Here is a 15832-nt window from a genome sequence, read left to right as displayed (position 1 = left end):
CCCGCTTCATCCCGCTACGGAGCCGCCGACATGACCGCTGCGCCCACGAACACCGCCATCCGCTGGGAACAGGACGAGACCGGGGTCGTCACCCTCGTCCTGGACGACCCGGACCAGTCCGCGAACACCATGAACCAGGCATTCAGGCAGTCCCTGGGGGACGTCGCCGACCGTCTGGAGGCGGAACGCGACGCGGTCCGCGGCGTCATCGTCACCTCCGCCAAGAAGACCTTCTTCGCCGGCGGCGACCTCAAGGACATGATCAAGGCGGGTCCCGGGGACGCTCAGAGGATCTTCGAGGCCGGCATGAGGATGAAGCGCGACCTGCGCCGTATCGAGACCCTCGGCAGGCCCGTCGTCGCCGCGATCAACGGCGCGGCCCTGGGCGGCGGTTACGAGATCGCGCTGGCCTGCCACCACCGCGTCGCGCTCGACGCGCCCGGCTCGAGGATCGGCCTGCCCGAGGCCACCTTCGGACTGCTCCCCGGCGGCGGCGGGGTCGTCCGGACGGTGCGGCTGCTCGGCATCACCGACGCGCTGCTGAAGGTGCTGCTGCAGGGCACCCGCTACGACCCGCGGCGCGCGCTGGAGAACGGGCTGGTCGACGAGGTGGCCTCCGACCGCGACGACATGCTCGCCAAGGCCCGCGCCTTCATCGACGCCCACCCCGACGCCGCGCAGCCCTGGGACACCAAGGGCTACCTCATCCCCGGCGGCACCCCGAGCACCCCCGCGTTCGCCGCCGACCTGCCGGCCTTCCCGGCCACCCTGCGCAAGCAGCTCGCCGGCGCCCCCTACCCGGCGCAGCGCAACATCCTGGCCGCGGCCGTGGAGAGCGCCCAGGTCGACATCGACACCGCCTTCGCCGTCGAGTCCCGCTACTTCACCGAGCTGGTGACCGGCCCGATCGCCAAGAACATGATCCAGGCCTTCTTCTTCGACATGCAGGCCGTCAATTCCGGCGCCAGCCGCCCCAAGGGCCTCCCGGCCCGCACCGTCGCCAAGGTGGCAGTGCTCGGCGCCGGCATGATGGGTGCGGGCATCGCCTACGCGTGCGCCAGGGCGGGCATCGAGGTCGTCCTGAAGGACGTCACGGCCGAGGCCGCCGAGCGCGGCAAGGCGTACTCCGCCAAACTCCTCGACAGGGCCCTGGCCAAGGGCCGCACCTCTCAGGAGAAGCGGGACGAGCTGCTCGCCCGGATCAGTCCCACGGCCGACCCGCAGGCCGTGGCGGGCTGCGACGCCGTCATCGAGGCGGTCTTCGAGGACCCGGCCCTCAAGCACAAGGTCTTCCAGGAGATCGAGGGCGTCGTCGCCCCCGACGCCCTGCTCTGCTCCAACACCTCCACCCTGCCCATCACCCTTCTGGCGGAGGGCGTGCAGCGACGCGAGGCCTTCGTCGGGCTGCACTTCTTCTCGCCGGTCGACAGGATGCCGCTGGTCGAGGTCGTCAGGGGCGCCCGCACCGGCGACGAGGCGATCGCCCGCGCCTTCGACCTGGTCCGGCAGATCCGCAAGACACCGATCGTCGTCAACGACGCGCGCGGCTTCTTCACCTCGCGGGTCATCGGGCACTTCATCAACGAGGGCGTCGCCATGGTCGGTGAGGGCGTCGACCCCGCCACCGTGGAGCAGGCGGCCGCCCAGGCCGGATACCCGGCCAAGGTGCTCGCCCTGATGGACGAGCTGACGCCCACCCTGCCCCGCAGGATCCGCGCGGAGTCGCGGCGCGCGGTGGAGGAGGCGGGCGGCACCTGGCGTCCGCACCCCGCGGACGCCGTCATCGACCGCATGGTCGAGGAGTTCGGCCGTACCGGACGCAGTGGCGGCGCCGGCTTCTACGACTACGCGGACGGCGGGCGGGCCGGCCTGTGGCCCGGACTGCGCGAGCACTTCACCAGGCCGGAGGCGGCGGCGGTGCCCTTCGAGGACCTCAAGGAGCGCATGCTCTTCGCCGAGGCCCTGGACGCCGTCCGCTGTCTGGAAGAGAACGTCGTCACCTCCGTCGCCGACGCCAACATCGGTTCGCTCCTGGGCATCGGCTTCCCCGCGTGGACGGGCGGGGTCCTGCAGTACGTCAACGGGTACCCGGGCGGCCCGGCCGGCTTCCTCGCCCGCGCCGAGGAACTGCGGGCCGCCTACGGCGAGCGCTTCGCGGCGCCGGAGCTGCTGGTGCGCAAGGCCGAACTTGGCGAGACCTTCACCGACGGCTGACGGGTGCCCACGCGCGGGGGCGGCCCGCCGCCATGGGGATCGGCCGTGCCGCCCGGAGGGACGGCGGCGCCCCGGCCCGCACCCCGGCCGTGCCGCCCGCCGTCTCCGACCCCGCCGCGACCCCGGTCGCCGAGCCCGGCGGCGCCCGCACTCGGGGGCCGCGGACCGGCCGCGCGCCCCGGCCGCGCGACCCGGCCGATCCGCCCAGCGGACCTCTCCCCGCCGTCGCGGCACATCAGTTGAAGTACCGTCAGCGGGCATGAGTGCGGGTCACTCCCGGACCTCCTGGTGATCGCCGCCTTCGACTACTGTTGCCGGACGGCGGTGACCGGACTGCCGGCACTGTCCCAAGGGCGCCGGCCAATGTGCCGTTCACGCACGATCCCGTGCCCCAGACCGGGGCGCCCCGGGGTGGGGAGACGATGTGGAAGGCAACACACTGACGCCCCCCGAGGGCGTCATCCCCAGACAGGGTGACGGCCGGCACAACCGGCTCTCCGTCCTCCTTGTCGAGGACGACGCGGGGGACGCGCTGCTCGTCGAGGAACTGGTCGCCGACAGCGGGGTGGCGGTCGAACTACGCTGGGTGCGCACACTCGCCGAGGCCGGCGCCCAGCTGGCCGCGCGCCCCGCCGACTGCGTCCTGCTGGACCTGCACCTGCCCGACGGGCAGGGCCTCGACGCCCTCGGCCGCGCCCTGGCGCTCACCGACCGCGCCGCCGTCGTCGTGCTCACCGGCCTCGCCGAGGAGCCGACCGGCCTGGCAGCGCTCTCCGCGGGAGCCCAGGACTACCTGGTCAAGGGCCGCGTGGAAGGCGAACTCCTCGGCCGTGCGCTGCGCTACGCGGTCCAGCGCAAGCAGACCGAACGCGCGGCCGTCGCCTTGCGGGCCAGTCAGATGCGTGCCCAGGAGAACGCACGTCTGGAGCGCGGGCTGCTCCCGTCGCCCATGCTGCGCACCAACGACGTCACCGTCACGCCGCGTTACCGTCCCGGTCGGCCCGACTCCCTGCTCGGAGGCGACTTCTACGACGTCGTGGAGACCGCAGAGGGCGTGGTCCACACCCTTGTGGGGGATGTGTCGGGGCACGGGCCCGACGAAGCCGCGCTCGGCGTCGGACTGCGCATAGCCTGGCGCACCCTGGTGCTGACCGGGGTTGAGGGCGCCCGCCAACTCGCGCTGCTGGAGCAGGTGCTGGTGGCCGAACGCGCCGCCCCCGAGATCTTCGCCACCGCCGTCGTTCTCACCCTCGCCCCCGACCGCCGGAGCGCCCGGGTATGGCGGGCGGGCCACCACGGACTGCTCATCCTGACCCCGGAGGGCGCCGTGGAATACGCCGAGCCGCCCCGCGGGCCCGCCATGGGCGTGGCGCCCGGCACGGGGGAGTGGCCCGAGGGCCGGCTGGAACTCCGCCCCGGCCAGTCCCTGACGCTGTTCACGGACGGCCTGTTCGAGGGCCGGACGGACGAGGGCCGGCTCGGCGAGGAGGGCCTGCTGGCCCTGGCCAGGCAGTACGCCGCGCTGCCCGCCCCGGAGTTCGTCGACACCCTGATCGCGCGCGCCGAGGCCCTGGCCGCGGGCCACGGTGGCCTGGACGACGACCTGGCCGTGGTCCACCTCGCCTGGAGCGGCCCGCAGTGACCGCCGCCCGTGTGCGGCGGGTGCCCGTGAGGGTGCTGGAACCCCCGGAGCGCTGAACCGGCGCCGCCGGGTGCGGCATGTCGGGACGCCGAACGCTGCCGGCCGGTGGCCCCCCGGGACCCGCCGACGCGCGGCATCCCGCGGCGACCCGGCCGCCCGCGCCGTGCGGCCCCTATCGGTCGCCCAAGAGCCGGTGCAGACGTGGCAGCATGGGGACGTACCTGCGGTGCGGCGTCGGACGGGCGTCCGGGATGTACCGGATGCGCCCCCGCTCGCCGCCGCTCAGACCCGTCGCCAGCGCGCCATCGCCCAGGAGAACACCCCGAACAGCGCCAGGCCGGCCGCGATCGACGCCAGCAGCCATGGCCCGGCAGGGGCGTCGCGGAAGGTACGGAGTGTGTCGTCCAGCCCCTTGGCCCGGTCGGGGTCGAAGCGGACCGCCGCGACGACGACGAAGCAGCCGGCGGCGGTGAACACCACCCCCCGGCTCGCGCCTCCGGCGACCCCGAGGAAGTCGACCGCCTTCCGGACGCGCGGTGACATCGCGCCGGTCCGCAGGTGCTTGCGGAAGCGGCGCAGCAGCGCCCGTACGGCGATCCACACCCCGGCTCCGGCGAGGGCCAGGCCGGCCGCTCCCACCAGCCAGCGGCCCATGGGCCAGTGCAGGACGCGCGCGGTGACGTCCTTGGAGGCCGCGTCGCTCGAACCGCCGCCGGAGGAGCCGTCCACCGCGAAGGCCGCCACGGAGTACGTCACGAAGGCGTAGAACACCGCCCGGGCCGCGGACATGAGCCGCTTGCCCGCCGTGTGCCCGTCCGGCCCCGCCGCGCCGAAGGCGGCCTCCGACAGCCGCCACAACGTCATCCCGGCGAACCCCGCGGCAAGGGCCCAGACCAGGAACCCGCCGAAGGGCTGCGCCGCGAGCCGGGCCACCGCGCCGCCGCGGTCCGCCTGTTCCGATGAGCCGTCGAAGGCGACCCGCAGCGCCAGCACCCCCAGCAGCGCGTAGACGACCCCGCGGGCCGCGAGACCCGCCCGTGCCCCGGCGCGGATCGCCTTCCTCCCCTGCGTCCCGGGCCGAAACGCGCCCGCACCCGCCGTCGTGTCCACTCGCATCCTCCATGCCCCCGACTGCCTCCGATGCACCGGTTGCCCCGTCGCGGCCGGAACACACCCAGGCGGTACGGCGGCCCACAGGTCCTCCGGCGCGCCGGTGCGCTGCGTGGAGTGCCCGGCGGGGGGTATCCGCGTGGTGCGAACACACTTCCGGTCTGAGCCGGACGAGACGGGGTTGAGGTGGAGATGGAGATCTCGAGCATCATCAGTGCCATCGTGATCGGTCTGATCGTCGGTGTGCTGGGGCGTCTGCTCGTGCCGGGGCGGCAGTCGATCGGGGTGCTGTGGACGATCGTCGTCGGCATCGTGGCGGCCCTCCTCGGCAGCGCGATCGCCCAGGGGCTCGGCGTCGCCGACACGGCCGGCGTCGACTGGATCGAGTGGCTGATACAGATCGGCCTCGCGGCCGTCGGAGTGAGCCTGCTGTCGCGCGGCAGGGCGCGGCGGTGAGCACCGCGGTCCGGCCGTCCCGTGCGGCGGCGGCCGGACCGCTCACAGGACGGCGACCAGCCCGGTCGCCGTCCTTGTCGTGACGCCCCAGCCGCGCCGCAGGGCGTGGCCGGGACGCTGATGGTAAGTCAGCTGTGAGGAGCCAGACCGACCTGTGAGAGGGTGCCATGTCCAGTGACGGCGCGGGAAGACGGACCGGCCCGGGAGACGGGCGCGACGAGACCGAGGACGAGCGCGCCGACCGGAAGTGGAGCGAGCTGATCCAGGAGGTGCGGGTTGCCCAGACGGGTGTGCAGATCCTCTTCGGCTTCCTGCTGACCGTCGTGTTCACCCCGCGCTACGAGGATCTCGGGACGACCGACCACACGATCTACATCGTCACGGTCGTCCTCGGCGCCTGTGCGACGGGGGCGCTCATCGGCCCCGTCTCCTTCCACCGCATCGTCTCCGGCCGCCGCATCAAGCCGCAGGCCGTGCGCTGGGCCTCCCGGCTCACCCTCGTCGGGCTCGTGCTGCTGCTGCTGACGATGGCCTCGGCCCTGCTGCTGGTGCTGCGCGCCGCGACCCACGACGACTATGTGCCCTGGCTCGTCGTCGGCGTTCTCTGCTGGTACGTGGTCTGCTGGTACGGGCTGCCGTACTGGGCCCGGTTCCGCCATCGGGGCGACTGACCCGCGAGCCGGAACGGTCGGCAGACCGGCGGTGGCCGGGAAACCCCGGGTTTCCCGGCCACCGCCGGTATTGCCGTGCGCGCGGTGCGGTCCTCAGAACCGCAGGACCCGGTCGACGAGGTCGCGATAGCTCTGCAGGGTCAGGCGCATCTTCTCGGTGTCGTCCCCCTCGTGGCCGTCCCGGCCCCCTTCGCGCCCGCCGTCCCGCCGGCCCGAGCGCAGTGCGTCGCGCCGGCTGCGCAGTTCGCCGCACAGCCGCTCGGTGGCCTCGCCGAGGAGCTCGTCGGCCTCCTCGACGGCCTGGCGCGGATCGTCGACGAAGCCGCCGACCGCGTGCCGCAGCCGCTGCCGCAGCGTGTCCACCGCACCGTCCGGGTGCGGCGGAGCGGTGGGGGCGGGTACCGGCGACTCCCGCGTGGCACCCGGGGCGGTCTCGGGTCGTTCGGGGACCTGAGGCCTTTCCTCCCTCACGGCCGGTGCGGAGTCGCCGGCCTTCCCCTCCGCCGCGGACGGTGTCCGCTTTCCGTCCCCCTTCTTCGGCGCGGGCCTCCCGACGGCTGCCTGGTCCTTCGCCTCGGTGGCGTGTGGTGCGTCCTCGGGCCGGTGCCGACCGGCGGGGCGGCGCGCGGCGGGCGGCCCGCCTCTCTCCGCCGCGGTCCCCGTCCCCCTCCGCGGTTCGCGGGCGGCGGCGTCGGTGGTGGACGTCGGCCCGCCGTGGGCCGCCGAGCGCTCGTCGCGTCCGCTGAGGACGGTCTCCTCGGCCTCGGCGCTGCCTGCCGTCGTGTCCTTCCCGGCCGTCGCGCCGGCTTCGCGGTGCTCGTGTGCGGGGTTCATCGGCTGCTCCGGGACGGCATGCGGAAGCGGTGGGAGTCGTCGCGGCCGGGGTCTCGGCCACCCGCACCGCCCTCGCGCGCGGTGCTCAGGGACTTCTCGTCCTCCGCGACGAGGTCGTCGAACAGCGCCCGGGCTCCCAGCAGCCGCGCGCGCAGTTCCTCGGTGCCCGCCGGGGCGCGATCGCCGTCGCTCCCGGGATCCGAGACCGCGCGCAGGTCACGGTAGGCCTGAAGGCGCCGCGGGTGGTGGACCGACAGGGCGTCGATCTGCTCGCCCGAGGCGTGCTCCGGAAAGCCCCGGTCGTGCGCCAACCGGTCCAGCAGCCGCGATGCGTCCCGCACCGCCTCGATGGGGGAGTCGACGAACCGTTCCTGCAGCGCCGCCCAGGCGACGCGGTACTCCTCGGCCTGCCCTCGGCTCAGCGGCGTGGGGTTCAGTCCGCCGTACCGGTCGACGCGCTCTCGCAACTCCCGGTGTGCCGCCTCGTTGTCGCCGTCATGACGGGCGACCGCGCGTTCGTACTCCGGTCCGAAACGGCGCCTGAGCCGTCTCGTGCCGCCCTGCCGCGTCGTGACGACCGCGGCGAGGGCGACCAGGACGACGACGACCGCGCCGATGATGATGCCCGTGGTCATGGTGTGCCTCCCGGGGGCCGATCCGGCCCCGACGTTCGATCCGACCGTGGTGCGGGTCCTCGCGCACCCAAGAGGCTTGTTGCCGCGATCCGTTCGCCCACACGTACGGCGGTGAGGCCCGGAAGCTCAGCGCGGCAGACGGACGCGGACGATTTTGCCACCCGTGCGGAGCGGCGTCACGCGGATGTCCCGGGCGATCCGGCGCACCAGGTGCAGGCCGTAGCCGCCGGGCAGGAAGCCGGCGGAGGGCTGGGTCGGGACAGGCAGCCGGTCGTTGTGATCCTGGACGCAGACGTGGATCGCGTCCGGGGACGCCACCACCTCGAGGGCCGCCAGCCCGCCGCCGTGGCGGAAGGCGTTGGTGACCAGTTCGGAGACGACCAGCAGGCAGTCCTCCACCCGATCAGGATCGACACCCGTGAGCCGGGCGCGCGCGAAGTCGCGCGCCCCGCCGACGGTGGTGGGCGGCGACAGGTCCGCAGTGGCAGGCCGCACGGCTCCCACGCCCTCCGTGTCCGGCTCGATGCTGTACACGCACGATCACCCCGTTGGCATCATCGGTCCCATCCTGGGTGTGCCCCCACTGGCCGGTCATACGCTGCCCCGGGACGATCCACGGTCCCCGGATGACAAAAGAGGAATGCTTCGCGCAGGAGGGGGTATCCGCACCGGCAACGCAAGGAAAGCCATACCCGAAGGTGCAGAGGTACTGAGGTGCGAGGAGGAGCCGTGATCGCCCACGTGAGCGGGACGAGCGCCGATGTGGACACTCCCGGTGCGGACGTGCTGCCGCAGATCACCGACCCGAGCAGCGTGGCTCCCACGAGCGCACGCCGCCTGTCGAAGCTTTTCCTCGAGCGCCTGACGGTGCTCGAGGAGGGCACCGAGGAGTACCAGTACGCCCGCAACACCCTCATCGAGATGAACATGTCCCTCGTCCGGTTCGCGGCCAGGCGCTTCCGGGACCGCAGCGACGAGATGGAGGACATCGTCCAGGTCGGGACGATCGGGCTGATCAAGGCCATCGACCGGTTCGACCTCTCGCGCGAGGTCGAGTTCACCACCTTCGCGGTGCCGTACATCGTCGGTGAGATCAAGCGGTTCTTCCGCGACACGACCTGGGCGGTGCACGTGCCGCGCCGCCTCCAGGAGCGCCGGGTGGAACTGGCCCGTGCCCGGGACGAGCTGTCCTCACGCCTGGGCCGCGCTGCGAAGGTGAGCGAGCTCGCGGCGCTCATGGACATCTCCGAGGCCGAGGTCGTCGAGGCCCAGGTGGCGTCCAACGGCTACACCGCTTCCTCGCTGGACGCGGCCTTGAGCGGCGACGACGGCGACGAAGGGGAGACGGTGCTCGCCGACTTCATCGGCGCGGTCGACCCCGCCATGGAGCTCGTCGAGGATCTCGGCTCCCTCGCACCGCTCGTGGTGCAGCTCGACGAGCGCGAGCGGAAGCTGCTCCACCTGCGCTACGTGGAGGAGCTGACGCAGGCTCAGATCGGTGAGATCATGGGGTGCACGCAGATGCACGTCTCGCGACTGCTCTCGCGCACCCTGGCCCGGCTGCGCGCCGGGCTGCTCCAGGGCGACTGCGCCGGCTGACCCGTCGTCCCGCCGCGGTCGCCGCCCGCGCCGCGTCGGCCGTCCCCCGTTCACGTCCCCCTGCTCACGTGCCCGCGCCCGGTCCTGTCAGGGCGCGGGCACGGGCGCGCCGCCTACTATGCGCGGATGACCGATCACGCCCCCGCCCCGTCGGGCCGCCGCTTCCGTCCGCTGATCCGGATGACGGCCCGCGACCCGCACGAGCCGCACCGGGTCGCCACGCCGCTGGAGCTGCTCTTCGACCTCTGCTTCGTGGTGGCGGTCGCCCAGGCCGGGGTACGGCTGGTGCACGCGGTCGCCGAGGGCCACCCCGGCCACGGCATCCTCGGCTACTGCCTGGTGTTCTTCGCGATCTGGCTGGCGTGGATGAACTTCACCTGGTTCGCCTCGGCCTTCGACACCGACGACGTGCCCTACCGCATCGCCACCTTCGTCCAGATCACCGGCGTCCTGGTCCTGGCGGCCGGTGTCCCCCGCGCCTTCGACGCGAACGACTTCTCGATCGCCGTGGCCGGCTACATCATCATGCGCGTCGCACTCGCCTTCCAGTGGTTGCGCGCGGCACGCAACGCGGCGGGGGCGGCGCGGACCACGGCCCTGCGCTACGCCACCGGCCTGATCGCCGTCCAGGTGGGCTGGGTCGTCCTGCTGCTCCTGCCCGGAGGCGCGTGGAACTGGGGCTTCCTGGTCCTGGCCGCCGCAGAGCTGGCGGTGCCGGCCTGCGCCGAGCGGTCGCAGCGCACCTCCTGGCACCCGCACCACATCTCCGAACGCTACGGCCTGTTCACCATCATCGTGCTCGGCGAGTCGGTGGCCGCCGCGACCGTGGCCGTGCAGTCCGCCGTCGACGAGTTCTCGGCGCTCGGCGAGTTGCTGCCCGTCGCGGTCGGGGGACTGCTGATCGTCTTCTCCGCCTACTGGATCTACTTCGCCGTCCCCATCCACCAGCACCTCACCAGCAGCACGCGGGCGTTCCTGTGGGGCTACGGGCACTACCTCGTCTTCGGTTCCGCCGCGGCCATCGGCGCGGGGCTCGAAGTGGTGGTCGAGCAGGCCGTGCACAAGGCGCACATCTCGCAGGAGGCCGCCGCGGCCGCCGTCACGCTGCCGACCGCGCTCTTCCTGCTGACGGTCTGGCTGATCCACTCCCGCAGCGCCAAGCGCGGCTTCGCCGAGCATGTGGTGCTGCCCGCCGGCGCGCTGGCGGTGTTGGCGAGCACCTTCTGCGGGGGAGCGGCGGTGCCGTTGGGGGGCGTCGCCACGGCGGCGGCGGTCGCCGTGGGCGAGGTGCTCCAGGCGCGGCGCCGGCCGGCTGCGTGAGCCCGGCGCGCGCACCCGCTGCCCCGCGTGCGCAACGTCTGCCCGGAGCCGTCAGGAGATGTCCACGGCAACCGCAAACGATCTTCACCGGGTTAGACTCCGCGGGTGTCCGAACTCCGCACCCTGGTCCTCGGATTCCGGCAGGCGATCGTCGACTGCCCCGACCCGGGCCTGGTCTCCCTGGAGCGCTTCCCGTACGGCTCCTGCGGGGACGCCTCCATCCTTCTCGGCCAGTACCTCTACGAGAACGGACAGGGGGTGTGGAGGTACGTCAGCGGCTGGGAGAACCGGGCCTGTCACGCGTGGATCGAGAAGAACGGCCTGCGCGTCGACATCACCGCCGACCAGTTCGACGGGGTCCGCACTCCCGTGATCATCGCCTCGGGCGGCGGCTGGCACGACCGCTTCACGGTCGACCCCACCGCTTCCCACGGCGCCCTGATCGACGTCCGCGAGGACTTCGCCCGGCGTGAGCTGCGCGGCGCCTACCGCCGGCTGTCCGCCTTCGTCCGGCGGCCGGGCCCGCGAGCGGAAGGCGTGCCGGCGGCCGGCGTGTGACGGCGGGTCATCAGCGCGCCGGGCCGCAGGCGGCTTCCCGCCTGTCGTGCCCGGTACGACCCGGGCCCCGGCGCCCGCAGCACCGCCCCAGGCCGGGCGGGAGTCGACGTGTGCCCCGCAGGCCCGCGGCCGCGCGCAGGGGCGGGGGCATGCCTCGTCCCCGTCCCGGGTCGGATACCGTTTCCCGACACACCGGCCGGGTAGACCGCGACGAGGGAGACTGACATGGACCTGGGAGACTGGTCGACCGTGGCCCTCGTGATCGCCGCCGTGGCGGTCGCGGCGATGCTCGGCGTGGCCGTGGTGCTCGTGGTGAAGATGGCGCGCATCCGCTCGCTGCTGCGCAGCGCGGACGTCCCGCGTTCGGGCAAGCTGGCGTTCTGGGCCGCGCTGGTCTATCTGGTCTGCCCCGTGGACCTGCTGCCCGACCCCGTCCTCATCGACGACATCGGTGTGCTGCTGCTGGCCCTGCGCTCGCTGAAGGGCGCGGCCGAACAGCTCCCCGTCCGCCGTGAGCGCGCCGGAGCACCCCCCAAGAGCCCGGTGGCCTGATCCCCTCGCGCCCCGGCGCCGGGCTCAGCGCGGCGTCCGGACCTCCCCAGGGGGCGTCGCGGGCTGGGCGACCGGCAGGCAGACGATGAAGCGCGTGTCGCCGGGGCTCGACTCGACCCGGATGTCGCCGTGGTGCTTGTTGACCACGATGCGGTACGAGATGTCGAGGCCCAGCCCGGTCCCCTCGCCCACCGGCTTGGTGGTGAAGAACGGCTCGAAGATCCGCGGACGGATCTCCGGCGGCACGCCGGGACCGGTGTCGCCGACCTCCACCAGCAACCGGTCGGCGCCGTCCCAGGAGGTCCGCAGCGTCAGGGTGCCCGAACCCCCCATGGCGTCCAGGGCGTTGACGACGAGGTTGGTCCACACCTGGTTGAGTTCGGCGCCGTAGGCCTGGATCTGCGGCAGACCGCGGTCGTACTCCTTGACGACCCGCACCCCGCCGGGGATCTTCGCGTGCAGCATGGTGAGCGTCGCGTCGAGCAGCGCGTGCACGTCCACCGTCTGCTGCGGGGCCCGGTCGAGCTGCGAGTACTGCTTCGCGGCCCCCACCAGTCCGGAGATCCGGGTGACGGCGTCGTCGATCTCGCCCATGAGCAGTTCGCTGTCGAGGGTGTACGTGAGCCAGCGCACCGCGGCCTCCAGCCGCTCCTCGCCGACCGTGTCGACCACGGAGTCCAGCCACTCGGTGTCCACGCCTCCCGCGACGAGTGTCGAGGACAGTTCCCAGGAGCCGTTCACGCCGTGCTCCTCGAGCCAGTCCGTCAGCTCGTCCTCGGCGTCGGACGCTTCCAGTGCCGACCGCTCGGGCGCCGACGCCATGCGCTTGATCGCGGTGTCCTGCAGCTCGACCAGTCCGTGCAGCTGCCGGGTGTCGAGCCGGCCGTCCGCGATCATCGCCAGCTTGTGGCGCATGCCGGCCACCCGGTCGCGCAGCGCCGAGGTGGCACGCACGGCGGCGGCGGCCGGGTTGTTGAGCTCGTGGGTGAGCCCGGCGGACAGCGAGCCCAGCGCCAGCAGCCGCTCGCGCTCCCCGATGATGGTGTTCTGCTTGCGGTAGCCGAAGAACAGCCCCTCCAGCAGGTGCACCGCCATCGGGAACCACTGCCGCATCGCCTTGGCGAACTCGTCGGCCGGGATGACGAAGAAGGCGCAGTCGGTCACCGCCCGCAAGGAGTTGGGGTAGGTCTGCTCCACCCGGTCCCCGACGTAGGCCTGTGTCGCCCCGGCGTAGACCCCCCGCTTGTCGGTGCGGTTCACCTCGATCACGTCGCCGTGGACGATCCGGCCCAGCGACACCGTACCGCTCAGCAGCACATAGAAGCAGGTCGCCGGATCGCCCTCGGCGTAGACGGGGCTGCCCGCCGGGACCCGCTCCACCCGGCCCGTCTCTCCCAGCCAGTCCAGTTGCTTCTCGCCGAGCGACTCGAAGAGGAAGAGGGTCCGCAACTGCTCCGGCGACAGCCGGTCCGTCGTGGTCACTGCGCCTCCAGGTAACGGTGCACCAGGGACACGGCCATCGCGCCCTCGCCGACCGCGGATGCCACCCGCTTGACCGACTCCGCCCGCACGTCGCCGGCGGCGAAGACGCCCGGCACGCTGGCCTCCAGGTGGTACGGGTCGCGGGGGAGCGGCCAGCCCGCGGGCCGCTTGCCGCCGGCCATCAGATCGGGACCGGTGAGGACGAATCCGCGCCGGTCCCGGGCCACCACTCCCTCCAGCCAGTCCGTGCGGGGCTCGGCGCCGATGAAGACGAACAGGAACGAGGCGTCCACGGTGCTGACGTCGCCGCTCTTCGCGTCGCGGAGCAGCAACTGCTCCAGGTGGCTGCCGCCCTTGCCGCCGACGACCTCGGTGCAGGGGTGGATCTGGATGGTGTCGACGGCCGCGATCTGGTCGATCAGGTATTGCGACATCGAGCGGTGCAGGTCCGCGCCGCGGATCAGCAGGTGCACCCGGCACGCGGTGCGGGAGAAGTAGACGGCGGCCTGTCCCGCCGAGTTGGCCCCGCCGACGATGTAGACCTCCTGACCCGCGCAGTTCATGGCCTCGGTCATGGCGGAGCCGTAGAAGACCCCGGCGCCGGTGAACTCCGCCAGCCCCGGCGCTTCCAGCCGCCGGTAGGCGACCCCGGTCGCCAGCACGACGGTGTGCGCGGCGATCGACGTGCCGTCGCCGAAGGACAGCACGCGTCCGCTGCCCGCGGCCTCCAGCGCGACCACCTCACGCGTGCTGAGGATCTCCGCCCCGAACTTCGTCGCCTGGCGGCGGGCCCGGTCGGTCAGCTGGGCGCCGGAGACGCCGTCCGGGAAGCCGAGGTAGTTCTCGATGCGGCTGCTCTGCCCCGCCTGACCGCCGGTCGCCCGGCGCTCCACCAGCACCGTGCGCAGGCCTTCGGACGCGCCGTACACCGCCGCGCCCAGTCCCGCGGGGCCGCCGCCGACCACCACCAGGTCGTAGAAGTCGGAGGCCGGTACCGTGCTCAGCCCCACGTGGGCGGCGAGCTCGGCCTCCGTGGGCCGCACCAGCGTGGTCCCGTCGGCGGTCACGACCAGCGGGACGTCGGCGGACGTCAGCCCTGCCGCGGTCAGCAACTGCTCCGCCTCGGGCTCCTCCGCGGGCACCCAGCGGTACGGCACCAGGTTGCGGGTGAGGAAGTCACGGACCTTGAAGGAGGGTGCCGACCAGCGGTGGCCGACCACGCGGGTCTCCGACGCCGTCGGATCGGGCGTGGCCAGCCACGCCTCCAGGAGGTTGTCGATCACCGGATACAGGTTCTCCTCCGGCGGACTCCACGGCTTCAGAAGGTAGTGGTCGAGGTCGATGATGTTGATCGCGTCGATCGCCGCACTGGTGTCGGCGTAGGCCGTGAGCAGCACACGGCGGGCGAGCGGGAAGAGGTCCATCGCCGCCTCGAGGAACTCCACCCCGTTCATCTTCGGCATGCGGTAGTCGGCGAGCATCACCGCGAGTTGCTCCCCGCGCAGCTTGATCTCCCGCAGCGCGCCGAGGGCCTCGTCCCCCGAGGTGGCCCGCACCACCCGGTAGCGGTCACCGTACCTGCGGCGAATGTCGCGGGCGACGGCTCGGGAGACTGCGGGATCGTCGTCGACGGTCAGAATCGTCGGATTCGCCATGTGACCATCATTGCTCCCCGGCGGCCGTCGTGCGAGGAAACCGAACGGTCGTGCTGCCTGTGCGGCGCGGAGCCCCGCCCCACGGGTCCCGAGGAGCCGGCGGACGGTGCGCCGGCGCGCACCGTCCCCGCATCAGGCGTCGGAGACCGCGACCTCGGCCACGGTGTCGTAGAAGCAGAGGTGGCCGGTGATCTTTGGCACCGACGAGAGCGGTTCCTCGTAGGCCCAGGCGACGTCCTCGTGGCCGCCGTACGACCAGTAGGAGGCGACACCCTTGTACGGGCAGGTGGTGCGGGTGTCGCTGCCGCGGAAGAGCGCGAGGTCCACGTCCTGCGGCGGGATGTAGTAGCGCACCGGCAGTCCGGTCTCGTGGACGAGTACCGGCCGCCGGGTCTCGGCCACGACCTTGCCGTCGATCGTGACGGTCACGTGCTCCGTGCCGGGCACCGCGTCGACACGGTGCCCGCGACGGCTGTCCGTGGGGGGCATGGGCACTCCCTTCCTCGGGTCCGACCCGTCCCTCGTACAACGGCGGCGGTGCCCGCGGGCATTCCCCGCCGCGGCCGGTTCCCCCGCATGCGTGCATCTGCGTGACTCCGGCGGCGGTCCCCCGTTGGGCCTTCAAGATCACAGCGAAGGAGGACCGCCCGATGAGCACCCGCCGTCACCAGAAGGGCCGCAAGCACCGCACGGTCAATCGCACGCCGAGGCCCGTCGCCCCCGTCCGCGCCGACACCGCCGCCGCACCGACCCCGGCGGAACCGGCGACCGCGCCCGGCCCTGCGGCCCCCTCGCCCACCGCGGTCGCCGCATCCGTCCCCGGCCCGGCCGCGCCCCCTGTCACGACGTCTTCCGCCGTGCCGTCCCCGACGGCGGTCGCGGCGCCCGCCGTGCCGCATCCCGCCGCGCCCCGCCCCGAGGAGTCCGGTATCGCGCGCACGGCACTGAAGACCCTCCAGCAGCTCCGCGCGGCCGGCAGCGACGGGACGACCATCGACGCCCTGAGTGCCACGGTCGGCTACCAGCCGGCCACCATCGCACGGCACATCGACAGCCTCGCCGCCCACCACCTGGTCCACCAGCGGGACGGCCGGTGGTATGCCG

16 protein-coding genes are annotated in these 15832 nt (G+C 73.1%); 9 read left to right on the top strand and 7 right to left on the bottom strand.

What is annotated here, in order from left to right:
- Nucleotides 1-30 precede the first annotated feature (30 nt).
- Nucleotides 31-2214, top strand: coding sequence for a 3-hydroxyacyl-CoA dehydrogenase NAD-binding domain-containing protein (locus AC3ET4_RS24075; RefSeq protein ID WP_431952791.1), 2184 nt, complete (start codon nt 31-33; stop codon nt 2212-2214).
- A 424-nt stretch (nt 2215-2638) separates the two neighbouring features.
- Nucleotides 2639-3856 carry a PP2C family protein-serine/threonine phosphatase gene (locus AC3ET4_RS24070; protein ID WP_431952789.1) on the top strand — a complete coding sequence of 406 codons (1218 nt, stop codon included), beginning with the start codon at nt 2639-2641 and terminating at the stop codon, nt 3854-3856.
- A 282-nt stretch (nt 3857-4138) separates the two neighbouring features.
- Here the strand turns inward: AC3ET4_RS24070 and AC3ET4_RS24065 are convergent, their stop codons facing one another.
- Nucleotides 4139-4972, bottom strand: a complete 834-nt coding sequence (locus AC3ET4_RS24065; RefSeq protein WP_431952787.1) for a DUF1206 domain-containing protein — start codon at nt 4970-4972, stop codon at nt 4139-4141.
- A gap of 186 nt (nt 4973-5158) precedes the next feature.
- Here AC3ET4_RS24065 and AC3ET4_RS24060 point away from each other — a divergent pair, with 186 nt between their 5' ends.
- Entirely contained in the window at nt 5159-5422 is a 264-nt protein-coding gene (locus tag AC3ET4_RS24060) for a GlsB/YeaQ/YmgE family stress response membrane protein (protein WP_431952785.1), read from the top strand.
- Nucleotides 5423-5589: 167 nt separating this feature from the next.
- Nucleotides 5590-6093, top strand: coding sequence for a DUF6328 family protein (locus AC3ET4_RS24055; RefSeq protein WP_431952783.1), 504 nt, complete (start codon nt 5590-5592; stop codon nt 6091-6093).
- A 93-nt stretch (nt 6094-6186) separates the two neighbouring features.
- Here AC3ET4_RS24055 and AC3ET4_RS24050 read toward each other — a convergent pair whose 3' ends face one another.
- The 3 genes from AC3ET4_RS24050 to AC3ET4_RS24040 all read right to left on the bottom strand — a co-directional run bounded on the left by AC3ET4_RS24050 (nt 6187) and on the right by AC3ET4_RS24040 (nt 8096).
- Entirely contained in the window at nt 6187-6927 is a 741-nt protein-coding gene (locus AC3ET4_RS24050) for a hypothetical protein (protein ID WP_431952781.1), read from the bottom strand.
- Nucleotides 6924-7562: a hypothetical protein gene (locus AC3ET4_RS24045; RefSeq protein ID WP_431952779.1), complete on the bottom strand. Its 639-nt coding sequence runs from the start codon at nt 7560-7562 to the stop codon at nt 6924-6926. Before AC3ET4_RS24045 ends, AC3ET4_RS24050 begins: the two co-directional genes overlap by 4 nt.
- A gap of 126 nt (nt 7563-7688) precedes the next feature.
- Nucleotides 7689-8096 carry an ATP-binding protein gene (locus AC3ET4_RS24040; RefSeq protein WP_431952777.1) on the bottom strand — a complete coding sequence of 136 codons (408 nt, stop codon included), beginning with the start codon at nt 8094-8096 and terminating at the stop codon, nt 7689-7691.
- A 195-nt stretch (nt 8097-8291) separates the two neighbouring features.
- On the opposite strand from AC3ET4_RS24040, the gene AC3ET4_RS24035 reads away from it, so the two are divergent.
- The 4 genes from AC3ET4_RS24035 (at nt 8292) to AC3ET4_RS24020 (ending at nt 11591) form a co-directional block, all read left to right on the top strand.
- Nucleotides 8292-9161: a SigB/SigF/SigG family RNA polymerase sigma factor gene (locus AC3ET4_RS24035; protein WP_431952775.1), complete on the top strand. Its 870-nt coding sequence runs from the start codon at nt 8292-8294 to the stop codon at nt 9159-9161.
- A 126-nt stretch (nt 9162-9287) separates the two neighbouring features.
- Nucleotides 9288-10481: a low temperature requirement protein A gene (locus AC3ET4_RS24030; RefSeq protein ID WP_431952773.1), complete on the top strand. Its 1194-nt coding sequence runs from the start codon at nt 9288-9290 to the stop codon at nt 10479-10481.
- A gap of 105 nt (nt 10482-10586) precedes the next feature.
- Nucleotides 10587-11039, top strand: coding sequence for a hypothetical protein (locus AC3ET4_RS24025; protein ID WP_431952771.1), 453 nt, complete (start codon nt 10587-10589; stop codon nt 11037-11039).
- Nucleotides 11040-11264: 225 nt separating this feature from the next.
- Nucleotides 11265-11591, top strand: a complete 327-nt coding sequence (locus tag AC3ET4_RS24020) for a YkvA family protein (protein ID WP_431952770.1) — start codon at nt 11265-11267, stop codon at nt 11589-11591.
- Between the two features lie 24 nt (nt 11592-11615).
- On the opposite strand, the gene AC3ET4_RS24015 is transcribed toward AC3ET4_RS24020, so the two are convergent.
- From AC3ET4_RS24015 to AC3ET4_RS24005, 3 genes are all read right to left on the bottom strand, one after another.
- Nucleotides 11616-13073, bottom strand: a complete 1458-nt coding sequence (locus AC3ET4_RS24015) for an ATP-binding protein (RefSeq protein WP_431952768.1) — start codon at nt 13071-13073, stop codon at nt 11616-11618.
- Entirely contained in the window at nt 13070-14728 is a 1659-nt protein-coding gene (locus tag AC3ET4_RS24010; RefSeq protein ID WP_431952766.1) for an NAD(P)/FAD-dependent oxidoreductase, read from the bottom strand. The genes AC3ET4_RS24015 and AC3ET4_RS24010 overlap by 4 nt, the downstream gene beginning before the upstream one ends.
- Before the next feature lie 132 nt (nt 14729-14860).
- On the bottom strand, nt 14861-15217 hold the full coding sequence (locus AC3ET4_RS24005) for a DUF427 domain-containing protein (RefSeq protein ID WP_431952764.1): 357 nt from the start codon (nt 15215-15217) through the stop codon (nt 14861-14863).
- Between the two features lie 161 nt (nt 15218-15378).
- On the opposite strand from AC3ET4_RS24005, the gene AC3ET4_RS24000 reads away from it, so the two are divergent.
- On the top strand, nt 15379-15832 hold a 454-nt coding region (locus AC3ET4_RS24000; RefSeq protein WP_431952762.1), incomplete at its 3' end, for a helix-turn-helix domain-containing protein.

The sequence above is a fragment of the Actinacidiphila sp. bgisy167 genome (genome assembly GCF_057707665.1).
The sequence above is the reverse complement of the archived record's forward strand: the minus strand, read 5'-3'. Positions and strand labels throughout refer to the sequence as shown.

Excerpts from the sequence above, each read along its gene's own strand:
- AC3ET4_RS24075 (WP_431952791.1), top strand. The coding sequence starts at position 31 with ATGACCGCTGCGCCCACGAACACCGCCATCCGCTGGGAACAGGACGAG.
- AC3ET4_RS24065 (WP_431952787.1), bottom strand. The coding sequence starts at position 4,972 with ATGCGAGTGGACACGACGGCGGGTGCGGGCGCGTTTCGGCCCGGGACG.
- AC3ET4_RS24060 (WP_431952785.1), top strand. The coding sequence starts at position 5,159 with ATGGAGATCTCGAGCATCATCAGTGCCATCGTGATCGGTCTGATCGTC.
- AC3ET4_RS24055 (WP_431952783.1), top strand. The coding sequence starts at position 5,590 with ATGTCCAGTGACGGCGCGGGAAGACGGACCGGCCCGGGAGACGGGCGC.
- AC3ET4_RS24050 (WP_431952781.1), bottom strand. The coding sequence starts at position 6,927 with ATGAACCCCGCACACGAGCACCGCGAAGCCGGCGCGACGGCCGGGAAG.
- AC3ET4_RS24045 (WP_431952779.1), bottom strand. The coding sequence starts at position 7,562 with ATGACCACGGGCATCATCATCGGCGCGGTCGTCGTCGTCCTGGTCGCC.
- AC3ET4_RS24030 (WP_431952773.1), top strand. The coding sequence starts at position 9,288 with ATGACCGATCACGCCCCCGCCCCGTCGGGCCGCCGCTTCCGTCCGCTG.
- AC3ET4_RS24020 (WP_431952770.1), top strand. The coding sequence starts at position 11,265 with ATGGACCTGGGAGACTGGTCGACCGTGGCCCTCGTGATCGCCGCCGTG.
- AC3ET4_RS24010 (WP_431952766.1), bottom strand. The coding sequence starts at position 14,728 with ATGGCGAATCCGACGATTCTGACCGTCGACGACGATCCCGCAGTCTCC.
- AC3ET4_RS24005 (WP_431952764.1), bottom strand. The coding sequence starts at position 15,217 with ATGCCCCCCACGGACAGCCGTCGCGGGCACCGTGTCGACGCGGTGCCC.